Genomic DNA, 17961 nt, shown 5'->3' with positions numbered 1-17961 from the left:
TAGCCGCAGGTCTTTCTCTGCCGCAACTCGCAACCCTGCGAGAAGCGGAAATCCACTCCCCTCTTCTCCCTTTTTACACTTGACGTCTGGCAACCAGAGGCCAATCGCCACGGTCGCCATGCCTGCATAGTTTCTGCTTCCCACAAGGAGGCTGCTATGCGTTTTATCTCAATCAAACCGGCTGCGGATCGCGCGGTCGCAACAGGTTCTGTTGCTACCCAGGCTCACCCCCTGTTGAGCCGGCTCGGCCGTGGCATGCTGCCACGCTGGCTGGGCGGCAAACAGCGTCAGCACCACTACCGGCTGCAGATCCGCTGTGAGGATCGCGCCGATATGGAGCAGGTGCTGGATATGGTGAACCACACGTTGCAACCGGCCGGGCTGCAACCGATGCAATCAATGAAGCCGGGTCGCGGCGGCGGGCGTGAGCTGGTGCTCAACCTGCAGTGCACCCCGCCCCAGCGACGCTATCTGGTGCAGTTCGTTCATCAGGTCGGATTAGCACATCCGGTACGCTGGCAACTGCGCCCGCGCATCGACTGCGCTCCCGAACTCAACTGACCGCACACCTGCGTTAACCACTGTGAAAGGGGCCAGCCACGCTGGCCCCGCTTGTTGCGTCCTCTCCGAGCGTCAGGGCATCTGATGATGCTCGCGCCCCGGGACGCCGCGTTTTTGTTTTTCTGCTGGCCATCCGCGCAATCATCTCCTGATCCATCCGCCTCCCGGCGTTTCATCATGGATTGCGCCAAGCCAGCGCTTATCAGAAGGAGTACGCCATGAAGATGTGGCAACAAATTGACATGATCTCCCTGCTCGACACCCTGGCCAGCCTGTTGCTCGCCTTTGTGCTTGGCAGTCTGGTCGGGCTGGAGCGCCAATACCGCCAACGTACCGCGGGCCTGCGCACCAACGTGCTGGTCGCCGTGGGGGCCGCCCTGTTCGTCAGTCTGGCCCAGCGCATCTATGACCTGCACGGCGGCAACTACAACGTGGTCCATGTGGTGGCCTATATCGTCTCCGGCATCGGCTTTCTCGGCGCTGGCGTCATCATGCGCGAATCGGGCAATATCCGCGGCATCAACACCGCCGCCACTCTCTGGGGAGTGGCCGCCGTCGGCGCCGCCTGTGGTGCAGGACTGGCCATGGAGGCAATTCTGGGCGCCCTGTTCGTGCTGGCCGCCAACACTCTGCTGCGACCGCTGGTCAATCAGATCAACCGTCGCCCGGTGGACAATCTGGATACCGAAGTGACCTACAAGGTGACGGCCCTGACCCCGCGCGAGCATCAAAAAGAGGTGCTGCACTGGCTGGAAGAGATGCTGGAGCAGGCCAACTACCCCTTGAGCGAACTCGATATCGAGCCGTTTGGCGCGGGGGATCTGGAGATCTCGGCGGTGCTGCTGGCTACCTCCATCGATGGCGACGAGCTGGATGCCCTGATGCAAAAGCTGGCCATCCACCCTCATATCAAGCAGGTGTTCTGGCGCACCAGTACCACCGATTGAGCCGTTGGTCAGAGGAACGAACCATCCGCCCGCAGCAAAAAGCCCCGCCAGCAATGGCGGGGCTTTCTCATATGGGATGGGCGAAGAGTGGCTAGCGGCGGCTGCGCCAGCGCACCCTGGGGGTGATCACCTGGGCAGTCTGCGCCGGGGGATTGCCCGCAATCAGTTGCTGCATCAGCTCGAAAGCGGCGAGAGCCAGCGCCGGACAATCCTGCGCCACCGAGTCGATGCGCATGGGAATGCAGTCGAGCAGGTCATGATCATCGAAGGTACACAGGCGCATCCCTGTCTCCATCAGCCCCGCCTCATTGAGGTAGCGCAGTACCCCTTCCAGCAGTGTAAAAGAGGCGGTAAAGAGCCCCCTGGGAGGCGCTCCCAGCTCGGCCACCAGCTCGGCCATCAGCTGATAACCGGAGCTCGGCTGATAGTCGCGATGACGCACCCGGGCTACATCGGCTTCAAAACCGGCGCGATGGAGCCCCAGCTCATAGCCCGCCAGCCGGTGACGACTGGGGGAGAGATCCAGCAGGCCGCCGAAGTAGTAGATCTCCTCGCCGCACTCGCTGGCCATGTCCCGCACCAGCTCGGCGGTGGCCTTGCAGGCATCGGAGATCACCATGGGCAGGCGCGACTCGCCAATATGGCGGTCGAGCTGCACCACCGGCAGGCGGTCGTGAATGCGGGCATAGATGTCATCGCTGTGGCCGCTGGAGGCGACAATCAGCCCATCCACCTGGCGGCTGATGAGGTTATCCACCACCCGCTGCTCGAGGGCGGGATCATCCTCGGAGCAGGCGATCAGCAGCTGGATGCCCGCCTCCCGGCAGTGCGCCTCGAGGGCACGGGCAATGCGGGCAAAACCGAAGTTGGTGAGATCGGGGATCACCAGCCCCCAGGTGTAGCTGCGGGTCTCGCGCAGGGAGCGGGCATGAAAGCTCGGCAGGTAGTGACACTCCTCCGCCACCGCCTGAATGCGCTTGCGGGTATCGTCGGCAATCCGGTACTCCGCACTCTTCCCGTTGAGCACCAGACTGGCGGTCGCCTTGGACACCCCCGCCAGTTCGGCGATCTGGGCAATCGTGATCCGTTTCTTCTTCTCCACCTGGCCTCCCGGCTGACTAGAACCGGGCTATTGTACTAAGCACGCCGACAGCGGCCAGTGATTGAGGCAAATTTTGCAGCCATCATCGCCGTTACCTGATGAAAGTTGCGGCTTCTCCCCGGGGAAGTAGCGCGCCGACAGGGTGTGGCGACCCTCATCGATGAAACACTCCAGACTGGAGCGATCGCACAGCACGGTGATCCGCCCGCCAGCCCATGGGCTGCTGCGAGTCTCCCACGCCCCGCTCTGCCAGTTCTGGCGCCGCAAGGTGATGCGCCCCGGCTGCCACACCAGCTCGGCCACGGCGCCGAACCAGAGACTCCCCTCACCGCAGAGCCCCATATCGAGCCAGGCCGAGTCGATGGCCAGCCCCGGAAACTCGCCAAGCGTCCCCTCGAAGCGGGTCTGCTCTCCCTTCAATGCCGCCAGCTCCGCCACCGGCCGCTGGCAGAGCCACTCATCCTGCCAGAACAGCTCCCGCGGGCAGCTCATCTGGTGGATCCAGCCATAGGGGATGGTGGGCTGGCTCATCTCGTTCGCCTCCGGCAGACCCAGCCAGCCAAACAGCAAGCGCCGACCCTGGCTATCCAGAGTGGTCTGGGGGGCATAGAACTCAAAGCCCCGGTCCAGCTCGTGGAAAGCCCCGTGCTCGAAGCGCTCGCCGTCGAAATCTCCCGCCAGCCAGCCGCACTGGTAGAGGTTGCGATAATCCTCGCCCACCGGGGCAATCCCCTGCGGGCAGCTGATCAGCACATGGCGATCGACCAGCGGGAAGAGATCCGGGCACTCCCACATATAGCCAAACTCACCCAGCCCCCCTCGCCCGCTACCGGCGATGGGACCCACCCACTGCCAGCTTTGCAGGGTTTCGCCGCGATAGAGCAGCACTTCCCCCTTGTCGCCCAGAGTGCGAGCCCCCAGCACCATCAGCCACTGCTGGCCGTCGTGCCACACCTTGGGATCGCGCACATGGCCGCTGTAGCCTGCGGGCAGATCCAGCACAGGCCCCAGCTTGGCAAAACCGGCCTCACCGTCGGCGCGGGCCAGACACTGATAAGCGGTACGACTGCCATCCGGGTATTTGACATTGCCGGTGTAGATAAGAGTCAGGCGCCCCTGCTCGTCGCTCACCGCCGAGCCCGAATAGCAGCCGTGGCTCTCATAGGCTTCGGTGGGCAACAGCGCCACCGGCTCGTGCTGCCAATGCAGCAGATCGGTGGAGGTGACATGGCCCCAGCCCTTGTTGCGGTGCTCGCAGCCGAGCGGATTCCACTGGTAGAAGAGGTGGTAGCGCCCGTCGTGCTCGATAAAACCGTTGGGATCGTTAAGCAGCCCCACCGGGGCTGCCAGATGCCAGCGGGGCCGATGGGGATCGGCCGCCGCCTTGAGCTGTCCGGCCAGCAGCGACCGGACAATCTGGTTGAGAAGATCGCTTTCCTTCATCACTCCACCTTGTACTTGAGCAGGTAGGAAGCGGCGAAAGCGGCGCCAAAGGCGATCACCAGCCCGATGATGTAATGAATAAGGCTCATGGGCTGGACGATGGCCATGCCGGGAATACCGGTCAGCCCCACCGCCGTCATCCCCACCTTGGCCGCCACCACGTAGGCACCGCCGCAGGCCCCGCCAAACAGACCGGCGAGGAAGGGTTTGATGTAACGCAGGTTCACCCCGAAGATCGCCGCTTCCGTGATACCCAGCAGGCAGGACATGGCAGCCGGCACGGTAATCGCCTTGATCTTCACGTCGCGGGTCTTGAAGTAGACCGCGAGGCAAGCCCCACCCTGTGCCACGTTGGCCATGGCCCAGATGGGCAGCAGGAAATTGACGCCAATTTGCGGATTGGCCAACAACCCCGCCTCGATGGCGTGGAAGCTATGATGGATGCCGGTGATGACGATCAGCGAGTAAGTGCCGCCAAATACCAGCCCCGCCAGCCAGCCCGCCTGCTCATAGAGGGCGCTCAGACCGAACGAGATGCCATCCCCCAGCACCCGACCCGCCGGGCCGATAAAAAGCAGCGCTACAAAGCCGGTGATGATGACGGTGAGAAACGGCGTGAGGATCAGATCCAGCGCATCCGGAATGCGCTTGCGCAGCTGTTTCTCCAGATGGGACATAAACCAGACCGCCAGCAGCACCGGGAAGACGGTGCCCTGATAGCCGATCATCGCCACATCCAGCCCGAAGAAGTCCATGGTCTTGAAACCACCGGCCACGCCCCAGGCGTTGGTCAGCGCCGGGTGGGTGAGGATGCCGCCGAGGGTCGCCCCGAGGTACGGATTGCCGCCAAACTCCCGCGCCGCCGTAAAGCCGATGAGGATCGGCAATATGATAAAGGCCGCCGAGCTGAACATGTCGAGCATCACAAACAGGGCGCTGTCGGCATTGACCCAACCGTAGGTGCGCACCATGCCGAGCAGCCCCATCAGCAGGCCCGAGGCGACGATGGCCGGAATGATCGGCACGAAGATGTTGGAGAGGGTTCGCGCCAACCGCTGGGCCACGTTGAGCTTGGCCGCCGCCATGTCGGTCAGCTCCGCCTTGCTGGCGGTGCCGGTACCGGTCAGCGCCACGAACTCCGCATAGACCTTGTTGACCAGACCGGTGCCGAAGATCACCTGAATTTGGCCCGCGTTGCTAAAGCACCCCTTGACCCCCTCCAGCTTGTCGATGGCGGCCTTGTTTACCTTGCTGTCATCGGCCAGCACCAACCGCAGCCGGGTGGCGCAGTGGGCTGCGCTGACGATATTCTCCTTGCCCCCGAGCAGGGGCACCAGATCCTTGGCTATCGCACTGATATTCATATTCTTCCTCTTATGACCCGCCACGCTGGCGGGCCCTTGTCACATGAGAGTAGGGGCTGTCGAGCCGAGCTTCTAGCCTCAGCTCAACAGCCGCTTGCGCTTGATCGCAAAAAGGCATCCAGTTCGGAGCGGGTCGGCAGCGCCGTCATCGCCCCCTTGGCGGTGGTGGCGAGCGCCCCGCAACCGTGGGCCTGAGCCAGGATGGCGGGTAGCTCGGCCAGAGTCGGCAGCGACGAGCGCCCGGCCAGCGCCGCCAGCAGACCGGCGACGAAGGCATCCCCCGCCCCCGTGGTGTCGATGGGCGTTACTTTCTGCCCCACCCACTCCAGCAACTCGCCATCAAGGCGAGCCACCACCCCGGCCGCCCCTCTGGTCACCAGCACCAGCGCCGGGCCAGAGAGAGTGGCGAGCCCGGCGGCCAGTTCATCCTCGCCACTCAGCAGTTGCAGCTCCTCGATGGAGAGCTTGACCACATCCGCCTGTGTAATTGCCTGACGCACCAGCGGCAGCATCTCGGCCGGGTTGCCCCACACCTCGGGGCGCAGGTTGGGGTCGAAGCAGACCCGCCCGCCTGCCGCCTTGATGTCCGCCATGGCCTGCAGGCAGCTGGTGCGCACCGGCTCGTTGGCGAGCGCGATGGAGCAGGTCAGCAACCACTGACCGGCATCGAAGTGGGGCAACTCATCTGGGGTGAGGAACTGGTCGGCACTGGGGCGCACCATAAAGGTGAAGCTGCGCTCCCCCTCATCATCCAGTGCCACCAGCACGGTAGAGGTGCGATGGTCAGGATCGAGCCGTAGCGCACCGATATCCACCCCCTCCCCGCTCAGGGTGTCGGCCATAAAGCGGCCGAACGGGTCAGCACCAACCCGGCCGATAAAGGCCGCATCGCCACCCAGCCGTGCCACACCAACCGCCACATTGGCGGGCGCACCACCCGGACACTTGAGGTAGTTCAACGCCCCTTCCGGGATCAAGTCCACCACCGCATCCCCCATTACCCACACTCGATTCGTCACCTTGCTACTCCACTGCTGCATCGGATCCACGGTCAAACCCGAACTCTGTTCTGTTGGCTGGCATTATCAGCTAAACCGTTTTAGCCAACCAACAGATCTCGGCACCGGCTGCCATTTTTGTGATCGGGATAACGAACTAGAACCAGGTTTCCATCTGTAAGCCAAAGTTCCACTCGCCACCGGCGGTGAAGTTGCTCTGGCCCATGGCATCGTCGCTGGCGTAGTTGTCGAGCTCGGAGGACCAGTCCATCCAGCTGGCGAACACCCGCAGCTCGGGACGTTCGAAGAAACCGGCGGTCTGCGCCTTGAAGGTGGGGGCGAAGGTGAGCTTGGTGAAGTTGCCGTTCACCGCCTGGCGTCCCTTGTAACCCTTGGGGTCGAGATCCATGTACTGCCAGGCCGCCTCGTAGACCAGCTCGACGTTCTGGCTCAGCACCTGCGCCACCCGGGTATTGAAGGTGAGCCAGCGGTACTCGTCCCCTTTCACGTAGCGATCCTGACTCTGCTCGGCTAGCAGGGCCGGGGCAAAACGCCAGCGCGAGTTGAGATCGGTGGCGCCAAACACGGCGACCCGCACTGCATCGGCGTCCGGCAACAGCTCGCTGTCAGAGCCCAGCCCCTTGACCTCGGCCCCCAGCCCATGACCGTACAGCACCGCCGCCTTGGCAAAACCGGGGTTGATGCCAAAGAAGCTCTCGCCGTGGTAGGCCAGCAGGGTGTGTGCCCCCTTGTCCGCCGCCTCGCTGCCCGCCCCCTTGTCATTGATGCGGGCATCATTGTCCTTGGCCGAGAGACCGTTCACCATCCATTGCCAGTTGCCGACGCGGTTGTTCATGGTGAGGATGTAGCTCTCGATATCGGAAAGACCGCTGGCGCTGATGTCGCCGTAATCGCGGCCATAGAGGGAGAAGTTGGCCTTCCAGCTATCGGCCAGCTGCACGTCGTAGACACCGCCGCCGGTACCGGCCAGGAACACCACGTCGGAATCGAGCCAGTGGATGTCGAAGTTGTCCCGATCAAAGCGCTTACCCGCCCACAGCACCGCATTCTTGAAGGGGCCGTCGAAGCTCGCCAGATTGCCGATCTCGGCAAACACCTGACGGGTATTGAGGCTCGAATCGCTGGCGGTCCAGTCGTTGCTGGTCTCCACCCCGTCAGCCAGCATCAGCTTGTAGCGGGCCCAGCTGCCATCCTCGAAGGTCTGGGTTTTCAGCAGGTTGGCCTCCATGTAGGTGTCATCCTCGTTGCCAAGACGACCGACAGCCCCGCCCACCGAACCGGCTGGCGTGATGTAGGGGCCGCCGCGCCCACCGTTGCCATTGCTGTTGACCAACAGGCCCGAGCGAGCGTAAGCGTGAAACTCGAAACCTTGGGCACCGGCGGTCTTCTCATCCACCTTCTGGCTGCGGTTGTCGGCCACCTGCGCCTGCTCACTCGCCGCGCTCGCCTTCACTTCCGCCTGACTGGCACGGCTCTCTGCTGCCTCGGCTCTCGCTTCAGCCGCCTGTACCCGCGCCTCCAGCGCCGCCAGACGGGCCTCGATACCGCCATCCGCCGCCCACAGCGGGTTGCTCATCCCCAATCCCAGCGCTACCGCCAGCGCCAACTTGCTCTTGAACATCATCATCTTCCTCACCTGTCATCTGTAGCCCGAACGGGCGCTGTTGTTATCGACAGCCAGAGCATAGCTAAACCGCTTTAGCCAACTCAATACAGCAACTAAACCGTTTCAGCAATAGTGTGAGCGGGATAACATTTGTACAGCAGGAATTGGCGGGAGTTGTGAGGAGGATCCCTCATCAGGATCCACTCAATAGGGCGGACCCTGGCTAAACGGCGGGCAAAAAAAGAGCCGGCACAAGGCCGGCTCTGTTTATTCGGGTCGCTGAAATCAGCTGGTCAGATCGTCGAAGAAGCGTTTCACCCCTTCGAAAAAGCCTTCCGATTTCGGCTTGTGGGTCTTGGCAGCGGCGCCGCTGAAGGATTCGTCCAGCTGGCGCAGCAGCTCTTTCTGCTGCTCGGTGAGGTTGACCGGCGTCTCGATCACCACCTTGCACATCAGGTCCCCTACCTGGCCGGAGCGTACTGACTTCACGCCCTTGCCGCGCATGCGGAACATCTTGCCGGTCTGGGTCTCCGGAGTGACCTTGAGCTTGACGCGGCCATCCAGGGTCGGTACTTCAATCTCGCCACCCAGCGCAGCTGCGGTGAAGCTGATGGGCACTTCGCAGTAGAGGTTGTTGCCGTCACGCACGAAGATCTCGTGCTCTTTGACGTGCACCTGTACGTAGAGATCCCCTGCCGGTGCCCCTGCTTCCCCCGCTTCCCCTTCGCCGGAGAGACGGATGCGATCGCCGGTATCGACGCCCGCCGGAATTTTCACCGACAGGGTCTTGGTGCGCTGGTAGCGACCTTCACCGTGGCACTTGCGGCACGGATCCTTGATGATCTTGCCGCGACCGTGACAGTGCGGACATGCCTGCTGCACCGCGAAGAAGCCCTGACGCATCTGCACCTGGCCGGAGCCGTGGCAGGTCGGGCAGGTCTGGGCACTGCTGCCGGTGTGGGCACCGGAGCCGTTACAGACTTCACAGTGAACCAGGGTCGGCACCTTGATCTCCTTGGAGACCCCGCGTACCGCCTCTTCCAGCGTCAGCTCCATGGTGTAACGCAGGTCGGAGCCACGGGCCGGGCCACGACGGGCACCACCACGGCCACCGCCGAAGATGTCACCGAATACGTCACCAAACATGTCGGCGAAGTCGGCACCGCCGCCAAAGCCACCGTGGCCACCGCCACCCTGGCTCGGGTCGACACCGGCATGGCCGTACTGGTCGTAACGGGCACGCAGGTTGGCATCGGTCAGGACCTCGTAGGCTTCCTTGACCTCTTTGAACTTCTCTTCGGATGCGGCATCACCCTGGTTACGATCCGGGTGATACTTCATGGCCAGGCGCTTGTACGCCTTCTTGATCTCGCGATCGTCGGCATCTTTCGCCACACCCAGTACTTCGTAGAAATCGCGCTTCGACATACTCATCCTGTGGTTACGCAGACGGGCGTTGGTTACCCAACGCCCGTGAATTCATTGACCAAGCCGATGGGCGAAGCGGACTTCGCCCATCTGGGTAGGGCTTACTTCTTGTCGTCTTTCACTTCTTCGAACTCGGCGTCGACTACGTCGTCGTCAGCCTTGGCAGAAGAGGAGGACTGACCGGCATCAGCACCGGCTGCACCCTGGGCCTGAGCCTGCTGCTGGGCAATTTCCATCAGCTTCTGGGACGCTTCCAGCAGAGCCTGCTGTTTGGCTTCGATAGCAGCCTTGTCGTCACCCTTGATGGCCGCTTCCAGCTCGCTCAGAGCAGCTTCGATCTTGGTCTTGTCGTCGGCAGGCAGGGCTTCACCGGCTTCGGTGATCTGCTTGCGTACGGAGTGGACCAGACCATCAGCCTGGTTGCGAGCCTGTACCAGCTCTTCAAACTTCTTGTCCTCGGCCGCGTTGGCTTCGGCTTCGCGTACCATGCGCTCGATCTCGTCATCAGACAGACCAGAGGAGGCCTGGATGGTGATCTTCTGCTCTTTGTTGGTCTCTTTGTCTTTTGCAGAGACGTGCAGGATACCGTTGGCATCGATGTCGAAGGTCACTTCGATCTGCGGCAGACCGCGCGGTGCCGGACGGATGCCTTCCAGGTTGAACTGGCCCAGAGACTTGTTGTCGCTGGCGCGCTTGCGCTCACCCTGCAGCACGTGAATGGTCACGGCAGACTGGTTGTCTTCGGCAGTCGAGAACACCTGGGACTTCTTGGTCGGGATGGTGGTGTTCTTCTCGATCAGCGCAGTCATCACGCTACCCATGGTTTCGATACCCAGGGAGAGCGGGGTGACGTCCAGCAGCAGTACGTCGGTCTTGTCACCGGACAGTACGGCGCCCTGGATGGCAGCACCCATGGCCACGGCTTCGTCCGGGTTGACGTCTTTACGCGGCTCTTTGCCAAAGAACTCGGCAACGGTCTTCTGAACCAGCGGCATACGGGTCTGACCACCAACCAAAATTACGTCGTCGATCTCGCCAACAGCCAGACCGGAGTCTTTCAGGGCGACACGAACCGGCTCCAGAGAGTCCTTCACCATGTCTTCTACCAGGGATTCCAGCTTGGCGCGGGTCACCTTGATGTTCATGTGCTTCGGACCGGTGGCATCTGCAGTGATGTACGGCAGGTTGACGTCGGTCTGCTGGGCAGAAGAGAGCTCGATCTTGGCTTTCTCGGCGGCATCTTTCAGACGCTGCAGAGCCAGCTGGTCGTTACGCAGGTCGATGCCTTGCTCACGCTTGAACTCGTCTACCAGATAGTTGATGACGCGGTTATCGAAGTCTTCACCACCCAGGTGGGTGTTACCGTTGGTCGCCAGTACTTCGAAGGTGGTTTCGCCTTCAACTTCGTCGATCTCGATGATGGAGATATCGAAAGTACCGCCCCCCAGGTCATATACGGCAACCTTGCGCTCGCCTTTGACCTTGTTCACGCCGTAAGCGAATGCAGCAGCAGTCGGTTCGTTGATGATGCGTTTTACATCCAGACCGGCGATGCGACCGGCATCCTTGGTAGCCTGACGCTGGGCGTCGTTGAAGTAGGCTGGAACAGTGATAACGGCTTCGGTTACCGGCTCGCCCAGGTAGTCTTCGGCGGTCTTCTTCATCTTTTTCAGCACTTCGGCAGAGATCTGCGGCGGTGCCATTTTCTTGCCCTTCACTTCAACCCAGGCGTCGCCGTTGTCAGCTTTGGCGATGGCGTACGGCATGATTTTCAGGTCACGCTGCACTTCTTCATCTTCAAAACGACGACCGATCAGACGCTTGATGGCGAACAGGGTGTTTTTCGGGTTGGTGATGGCCTGACGCTTGGCCGGCTGACCAACCAGGATCTCGCCATCATCGGCATAGGCAATGATGGACGGAGTAGTACGATCGCCTTCTGCGTTCTCGATCACGCGAGCAGTGTCGCCATCCAGAATAGCGACGCAGGAGTTGGTAGTACCCAGGTCAATACCGATGATTTTACCCATTTGACGAATCTCCAAATACTTTGAATAAACTGGCGAGGAACTCGCCTTAATGCGTTAACGGCTAGGTGGGGGCTGCCAATCTGGCTTTCAAGCTCCCGGCATCAAATTTTTTGTGCCGCCGCGGCCTTGCTACCTATATGGGGTCGCCAGACGCAGCTTCAAGCCCCAACCCTAAAAAACCACACCCTTTGTCATGGTTGCGCGGTCACGTTGAGCCGTAAACCGGGCAAGATGAACAGGTGCTGCACTGCGAAACAAAAAGCCCGCCACAGGGCGGGCTCGGGCACCCACAGCCAATCAGTCGACCGCTTTGGCGATCATCACCATGGCCGGACGGATCACCCGACCGTTGAGGTCATAGCCCTTCTGCATCACTGCAATGACGGTGTTCGGGGCCACATCGGCACTCGGCACCATGCTCATCGCCTGATGGGCGTTGGGGTCAAACGGCTGGTTGATCGGGTCGAGCGCCACCAGACCAAACTTGGCCACACCGCTCTGCATGGATTTCAGGGTCAGCTCGACACCTTCGATCATCGGCTTGAGGGCTTCGTTCTCCTTGTCGGCCAGTTCGATGGCACGCTCAAGGTTGTCCAGCACCGGCAGCAGTTCGTTGGCGAACTTCTCCAAAGCAAACTTGTGCGCCTTCTCCACATCCAGCTCGGTACGACGGCGCAGGTTCTCCATCTCGGCGGCGGTACGCAGGGCGCGTTCACGCTCTTCCGCCGCTTTTTGGATGGCGGTTTCCAGCTGCGCTTCCAGTTCGGCAATGCGGGCCTGCTCGGCTGTCACTTCACTGTCTACATCGGTCGGCTCGACTGGCTGGGCTTCCACTTGCTCCATCGCTTCAACCTTTTGCTCTTCGTGGTTCATGACATCTCCAATTCCGGGGTTACTTATGAGGGCCCTGACGTCTGGTTGAGCGACCGGACGACAACAGACCGACTATGTTGGCGCTATTATGGGGATGCATCCCCGGCTTTCAAGGGGTAAAGGGCAATCAGGGTTGCTGAATAGCAGCAACCGTCGGTTTATCCGGGTTACCGCTCACCGTTTAACCAGTAGCCTCAAGGGGATAGCCAGCCCCGTCACACGGGAGAGCGTCACAAGCGGAGCAAAGCACTGTATACTGGCCCGCAATACCCATCCCAGATCTGACTGACTATGGATTCTCCGTTCAAAACCATCGCCCTGATTGGCAAACCCCACCATGAGGGGGCCAACCAGACGCTGACCGGCCTGCATCAATACCTGACCGCCCGCGGCTTTAGGGTACTGGTGGAGAGCCGGGTCGCCCAGACCCTGAGCATCCTCGATGAAAACGTGATGGATCTGGTACAACTGGGCCAGCAGGCCGATCTCGCCATCGTGGTCGGCGGTGACGGCAACATGCTGGGGGCGGCACGGGTGCTGTCGCGCTTCGATGTGGCAGTGATCGGGGTCAACCGGGGTAACCTCGGCTTTCTGACCGACCTCTCGCCGCAAGATTATCTATTGCCACTGGAGCAGGTGCTCTCCGGTCACTACAAGAGCGAACACCGCTTCCTGCTGGAAGCCTCGGTCTATCGCCACGGCGAGCGCAAATCGAGCAATCTGGCGGTCAACGAAGCCGTACTGCACCCGGGCAAGATCGCCCACATGATCGAGTTCGAGGTCTATATCGATGGCAGCTTCATGTATAGCCAGCGCTCGGACGGCATCATAGTGGCCACCCCGACCGGCTCCACCGCCTATTCATTGTCGGCCGGTGGTCCCATCCTCACCCCCAAGCTCAACGCCATCACGCTGGTGCCCATGTTCCCGCACACCCTGAGCAGCCGTCCCATCGTGCTGGATGCCGACAGTGAAGTGCGACTGCTGGTCTCGCCAGAGAATCAGGATGACGCCATGCAGGTGAGCTGTGACGGTCAGGTGACGCTGGCGGTACACCCGGGGGACGAGATCCTCATCAAAAAGAGCCACCACCAGCTCCATCTGGTGCATCCCCTCGACTACAGCTACTTCCATGTGCTGCGCAACAAGCTCGGCTGGGGTAGCAAGCTGTTTTAAAGAACCGGTTCAGGGCCTGACTGGCTGAGCGCCACCTCGCTGCGCAGCCAGTCGCTAAAGGCGCGAAAGCGCGGTCGCTCGCGGTTCTCCCGCGGCGAAATCAGCTCGTAATTGCGCCCGGCTGGCACCCGCGGGCCACCCACTGCCACCAGCGAGCCCTGCGCCAGCAAGCTGCACACCAGCACCTCCCGCCCCATTGCGACGCCCATGCCGCCCTGCGCCGCCTGCAGCGCCATCTGATAGTGATTGAAGCCGTAGTGACGCTGTTCATAGGGCAGAGCCATGGCCGCGCCCTCGCACCAGTGGCGCCACTCCGAGAAGAGCTGCTGCACATCAGTCGATTCGGAGGCGTGGATAAAACAGGCCTCCGCCAGCCGGGCCGGATCCGCCAGCAATCCCAGCCGCTCGGCATATTCGGGAGAACAGACGGGCACCAGTTGCTCTTCCATCAACAGCTCCCGGTGCAGATCACTGCAACGGGTGGCGCCGTAGTAGATGGCCAGATCCACCCGCTCCTCGTTGAAATCCACTGCCCCCGCCCGTACCCGCATCATGACGTTCAGCCCGGGCCAGCGCTGCTGGAAACGGGGCAACCTTGGCATCAGCCAGTTGAGCCCCAGGGTAGGCGCAACCCCCACGTGGAGCGTCCCCCGCAGATCCTGAGCCCGGATATCCTCGATCTCCTCGTTGATCTGGCGCAGGGAGTGGCTCAGGGTCGCCAACAGTCTCGCCCCCTCCTCCGTCAACGCCAGCTTGCGGGTCAGGCGAATAAACAGGCGAAACCCCAGTAGCCCTTCCAGATGACGAATACGGTGGCTGATGGCCCCCTGGGTGAGGTTCATCTCCTCGGCGGCGCGGGTGAAACTGAGATGACGGGCCGTGCTCTCGAAGGTGTGCAGCAGGGCTAGGGTGTTCTGTTGTACCAGCATGGATAACCTCGTGATCACGATCGTTACGGTGCAGGGCATTAGTATGCCACTTCCACTTATGGATGAAACTGGCTAATCCATAGTGCCCCTTATTTCGTTTGTCTGGCCATCCACGCCCCTCTTTAATAGGTGCAACCCCTATCCCTGTTCATGAGGTGGACAATGAAAAACGGACTCAAGATTGTGGTCATCGGTGCTGGCTCCAGCTATACCCCGGAGCTGATTGAAGGGCTGATCCAGCGTCAGCACGAGTTGCCAATGCGCGAACTCTGGTTGGTCGACATCGACGATGGCCGCGAGAAGATGGCGATCATCGCTGCCCTCACCCGCCGCATGCTGGCCAAAGCCGGGCTGGCGGTACGGGTTGAAACCCGGCTCGATCGGGAAGAGGCACTGCAAGGCGCCGACTACGTCTGCTCCCAGTTTCGCGCCGGCTGTCTGGAAGCCCGCATCAGCGATGAGCGGATCTCGTTGAAATATGGTCTGATCGGTCAGGAGACCAATGGACTGGGCGGCTTTGCCAACGCTTGCCGAACCATCCCCATCGCCTTGCAGATCGCCGCCGACATGGAACGCCTCTGCCCCGATGCCTGGCTGCTCAACTTCACCAATCCGTCAGGCATGGTGACCGAAGCGGTATTGCGTCACAGCAAGATCAAAGCGGTAGGGCTGTGCAACGTGCCGGTGATCATGCAAAAAGGGGTCGCTACCCTGCTGGAGACCCAGAATGAGCAGGAGTTCATCATGCAGGTGGCCGGGCTCAACCACTTCATCTTCGTACGCCAGATCCAGCATCAGGGCCAGGACCGACTCGGCGACGTGATTGCCCGGCTCGCGCAAGGGCAGGATCCGCTGGTGCCGCGCAATATTCCCCCCTTTGCCTGGCCCAAGGACCTGCTGGCCAATCTGGGCATGATCCCCTGTGCCTATCTGCGCTACTACTACATGAGCGACGACATCCTCAAGCAGGAGCTCGGTGAGGCCAATGGCGAAGGTACCCGGGGCGAGGTGGTCAAGGTCATCGAGCAACAGCTGTTCGATCTCTATCGCAACCCGGATCTCGCCGAGAAGCCCAAGGCGCTGGAAGGACGCGGCGGCCAATACTATTCGGAAGCCGCATGCGAGCTGATGAGCGCCATCCACAACGACAAGCGCATCATCATGCACGTCAACACCCGCAACAATGGCGCCATCAACGGTCTGCCGGATGAGTGCGCGGTGGAGGTCAGCTCCCTTATCACCAAGTCAGGCCCGCTGCCGCTCAACGTGGCCCCCTTCCCGCAAGACACCCTGCGCCTGCTGCAGTTGATGAAAGAGTTCGAGCAGCTCACCATCGAGGCCGCCATCACCGGCAACCGCCACGCAGCCTGGCGTGCCCTGGTGCTCAACCCGCTCATCACCAGTGGCAGTCGGCTGGAGCAGGCACTGGACGAGGTGATCGCCGCCCATCCGGATCTGATGTCAGCCTTCCACTGAGCGGCGTCACGCCTCTCATCGCCCCCTCTCGGTCCTGTACGGGTCACCACTCTGGTGGCCCGTTTTCGCTTAAAAATGGTGGCCACCTCTTTACTGTATATAAGACCAGTATATACTGGATGCATACACAGTAATGTTGACCTATACAGGATGAGACCATGCTGACCCAGCTGACCGTCAACAACTTCGCCATCGTCAAGTTTCTCGAACTCGATCTGCAAGCGGGCATGACCTGCATTACCGGGGAGACCGGTGCCGGTAAATCCATCGCCATCGACGCCCTCGGCCTCTGTCTTGGAGAGCGGGCCGAAGCAGGCATGGTGCGACCCGATAGCGATAAAAGCGAGGTCAGCGCCCGCTTCCTGCTCGACAACAACCCGGCCGCCCGCGCCTGGCTCGCCACCAACGAGCTGGAAAACGAAGGTGAGTGTATCGTCCGGCGAGTCATCTCCGCCGAGGGGCGTTCACGCAGCTATATCAACGGCGTGCCTGTCCCCCTCACCCAGCTCAAGAATCTGGGCCAGCTGCTGGTCAACGTGCACGGTCAACATGCCCACCAGATGCTGCTAAAACCCGACTACCAGCTCGCCCTGCTCGACGGCTATGCCGGTCACCATCTGCTGCTCGACGAGGTGCGCCAGCACTATCAGCAGTGGCGCCAACTGCAAAACGAGTTGAACCGGCTCAAGGCCGAGCAGCAGCAGCGGGAAGCCCGCCGCCAGCTGATCGAGTACCAGGTGCAGGAGCTGGACGAATTTGCCCTGCAACCAGGGGAGTTCGAAGAGATAGAAGAGGAGCACCAGCGTCTCGCCAACGGCACAGAACTGATGCAAGAGTGCGGGGCTTGCCTCGATCTGCTCTATGACAACGAAGAGACCACTATCGCAGGGCTGCTGCAATCAGCCGTCGATCGGGCCGAGGGGCTGGTCAGCATGGATAGCCGCCTCACCCCGGTACTGGAGATGCTGAACGAAGCCCTGATCGGGGTGCAGGAGAGTCACAGCGAACTGCGCAGCTATCTCGATCGGCTGGAGCTGGATCCCGAGCGTTTCAACGAGCTGGAGGCCCGTCTCTCCAAGGCGATCAATCTGGCTCGCAAGCACCACGTCAAACCGGCAGACCTGGCCCTGCACCATCAGGAGCTGGCCTCGGATCTCGCTCGCCTCAACTCCGATGAGGAGCGGTTAGAGGGGATGGAAGATGAGCTGGCCGATGCCCGTCAGGCTTTTGTGCAGGCCGCCGAAGCCCTGAGCCACAGTCGCCAGCGTTACGCCCAGGAGCTGGGCGCCAAAGTGACCAGCAGCATGCACGAACTGGCGATGCCCGATGGCCGCTTTGCCATCGAGGTGCGCCCCGATGCCCAGAGCAGCCTCTCTCCGCTGGGTATAGATCGGGTGGAATTTATGGTCACCACCAACCCAGGCCAACCGATCCAGCCGCTTGGCAAGGTGGCCTCCGGCGGTGAGCTGTCGCGCATCAGCCTCGCCATCGTGGTGATCAGCGCCCGCAAGATCTCCACTCCGACCCTGATTTTCGATGAGGTGGATGTGGGGATCAGCGGTCCGACTGCCGCTGTGGTAGGTCGCCTGCTACGCCAGCTCGGGGAGTCCACTCAGGTGATGGTGGTCACTCACTTGCCTCAGGTGGCAGGCAACGGCCACCAGCATATGGTGGTGAGCAAGCATACCGATGGCAAAACCACCGAAACCCAAATGAGTGCCCTTGATGAGACAGCCCGTCTCAACGAGCTGGCACGCCTGCTCGGTGGCGACCAGATCACCGATAACACATTGGCCAATGCCCGCGAGCTGCTGCGTCGCTGAATCAGGCAATAAAGCCCATTTGCAGCGATGGCGACTGATAACGCTGACAGAACATGCTGACTGCACAGGCACGAACGAGTGCCATAGCCTGCACAGTCAGCAATAGCCAATAGCCAATAGCCAATAGCCAATAGCCAATAGCCAATAGCCAATAGCCAATAGCCAATAGCCAATAGCCAATAGC

General features: G+C 61.4%; 15 protein-coding genes. 5 read left to right on the top strand and 10 right to left on the bottom strand.

The window, feature by feature from the left end; genetic code table 11:
• Window positions 1-156 precede the first annotated feature (156 nt).
• Both OKC31_RS17130 and OKC31_RS17125 read left to right on the top strand, forming a co-directional pair.
• On the top strand, window positions 157-561 hold the full coding sequence (locus OKC31_RS17130; RefSeq protein ID WP_201936887.1) for a hypothetical protein: 405 nt from the start codon (window positions 157-159) through the stop codon (window positions 559-561).
• A gap of 218 nt (window positions 562-779) precedes the next feature.
• Complete coding sequence (locus OKC31_RS17125; RefSeq protein ID WP_201936888.1) at window positions 780-1508, top strand: MgtC/SapB family protein; 729 nt, start codon at window positions 780-782, stop codon at window positions 1506-1508.
• A 91-nt stretch (window positions 1509-1599) separates the two neighbouring features.
• Here OKC31_RS17125 and OKC31_RS17120 read toward each other — a convergent pair whose 3' ends face one another.
• The 8 genes from OKC31_RS17120 to grpE form a co-directional block, all read right to left on the bottom strand.
• Complete coding sequence (locus OKC31_RS17120) at window positions 1600-2610, bottom strand: LacI family DNA-binding transcriptional regulator (protein WP_064336901.1); 1011 nt, start codon at window positions 2608-2610, stop codon at window positions 1600-1602.
• Between the two features lie 27 nt (window positions 2611-2637).
• Entirely contained in the window at window positions 2638-4053 is a 1416-nt protein-coding gene (locus OKC31_RS17115) for a glycoside hydrolase family 32 protein (protein ID WP_201936890.1), read from the bottom strand.
• Window positions 4053-5417 carry a sucrose-specific PTS transporter subunit IIBC gene (locus OKC31_RS17110; RefSeq protein WP_042657031.1) on the bottom strand — a complete coding sequence of 455 codons (1365 nt, stop codon included), beginning with the start codon at window positions 5415-5417 and terminating at the stop codon, window positions 4053-4055. Before OKC31_RS17110 ends, OKC31_RS17115 begins: the two co-directional genes overlap by 1 nt.
• 83 nt (window positions 5418-5500) lie before the next feature.
• On the bottom strand, window positions 5501-6457 hold the full coding sequence (locus OKC31_RS17105) for an aminoimidazole riboside kinase (RefSeq protein ID WP_270657313.1): 957 nt from the start codon (window positions 6455-6457) through the stop codon (window positions 5501-5503).
• Window positions 6458-6572: 115 nt separating this feature from the next.
• Entirely contained in the window at window positions 6573-8063 is a 1491-nt protein-coding gene (locus tag OKC31_RS17100) for a carbohydrate porin (protein WP_270657312.1), read from the bottom strand.
• A gap of 264 nt (window positions 8064-8327) precedes the next feature.
• The gene (gene dnaJ / locus OKC31_RS17095) at window positions 8328-9470 is read right to left on the bottom strand and encodes a molecular chaperone DnaJ (RefSeq protein ID WP_005338032.1); all 1143 of its coding nucleotides are present in this window, start codon (window positions 9468-9470) and stop codon (window positions 8328-8330) included.
• A 101-nt stretch (window positions 9471-9571) separates the two neighbouring features.
• The gene (gene dnaK / locus OKC31_RS17090; protein ID WP_005338034.1) at window positions 9572-11500 is read right to left on the bottom strand and encodes a molecular chaperone DnaK; all 1929 of its coding nucleotides are present in this window, start codon (window positions 11498-11500) and stop codon (window positions 9572-9574) included.
• Between the two features lie 297 nt (window positions 11501-11797).
• Window positions 11798-12373: a nucleotide exchange factor GrpE gene (gene grpE / locus OKC31_RS17085; RefSeq protein WP_005338036.1), complete on the bottom strand. Its 576-nt coding sequence runs from the start codon at window positions 12371-12373 to the stop codon at window positions 11798-11800.
• 291 nt (window positions 12374-12664) lie between these two features.
• On the opposite strand from grpE, the gene nadK reads away from it, so the two are divergent.
• Entirely contained in the window at window positions 12665-13549 is an 885-nt protein-coding gene (nadK, locus tag OKC31_RS17080; protein WP_270657311.1) for an NAD(+) kinase, read from the top strand.
• On the opposite strand, the gene OKC31_RS17075 is transcribed toward nadK, so the two are convergent.
• Complete coding sequence (locus OKC31_RS17075; protein ID WP_270657310.1) at window positions 13546-14478, bottom strand: LysR substrate-binding domain-containing protein; 933 nt, start codon at window positions 14476-14478, stop codon at window positions 13546-13548. The genes nadK and OKC31_RS17075 overlap by 4 nt on opposite strands.
• Window positions 14479-14640: 162 nt before the next feature.
• Between OKC31_RS17075 and OKC31_RS17070 the strand changes: the two genes are divergently transcribed.
• Window positions 14641-15954 (top strand): 6-phospho-beta-glucosidase, encoded by a 1314-nt coding sequence (locus OKC31_RS17070; protein ID WP_270657309.1) that lies wholly within the window; start codon window positions 14641-14643, stop codon window positions 15952-15954.
• Between the two features lie 158 nt (window positions 15955-16112).
• Complete coding sequence (gene recN / locus OKC31_RS17065) at window positions 16113-17777, top strand: DNA repair protein RecN (RefSeq protein ID WP_270657308.1); 1665 nt, start codon at window positions 16113-16115, stop codon at window positions 17775-17777.
• A 1-nt stretch (window position 17778) separates the two neighbouring features.
• Here recN and OKC31_RS17060 read toward each other — a convergent pair.
• Window positions 17779-17961: hypothetical protein (locus OKC31_RS17060; RefSeq protein WP_270657307.1), on the bottom strand; the 183-nt coding region annotated here is incomplete at its 5' end.

Origin of the sequence: Aeromonas sp. Y293-4 (assembly GCF_027705905.1) — a bacterium.
GTDB classification, from domain to species: Bacteria; Pseudomonadota; Gammaproteobacteria; order Enterobacterales; family Aeromonadaceae; genus Aeromonas; species Aeromonas veronii.
The sequence above is the reverse complement of the archived record's forward strand: the minus strand, read 5'-3'. Positions and strand labels throughout refer to the sequence as shown.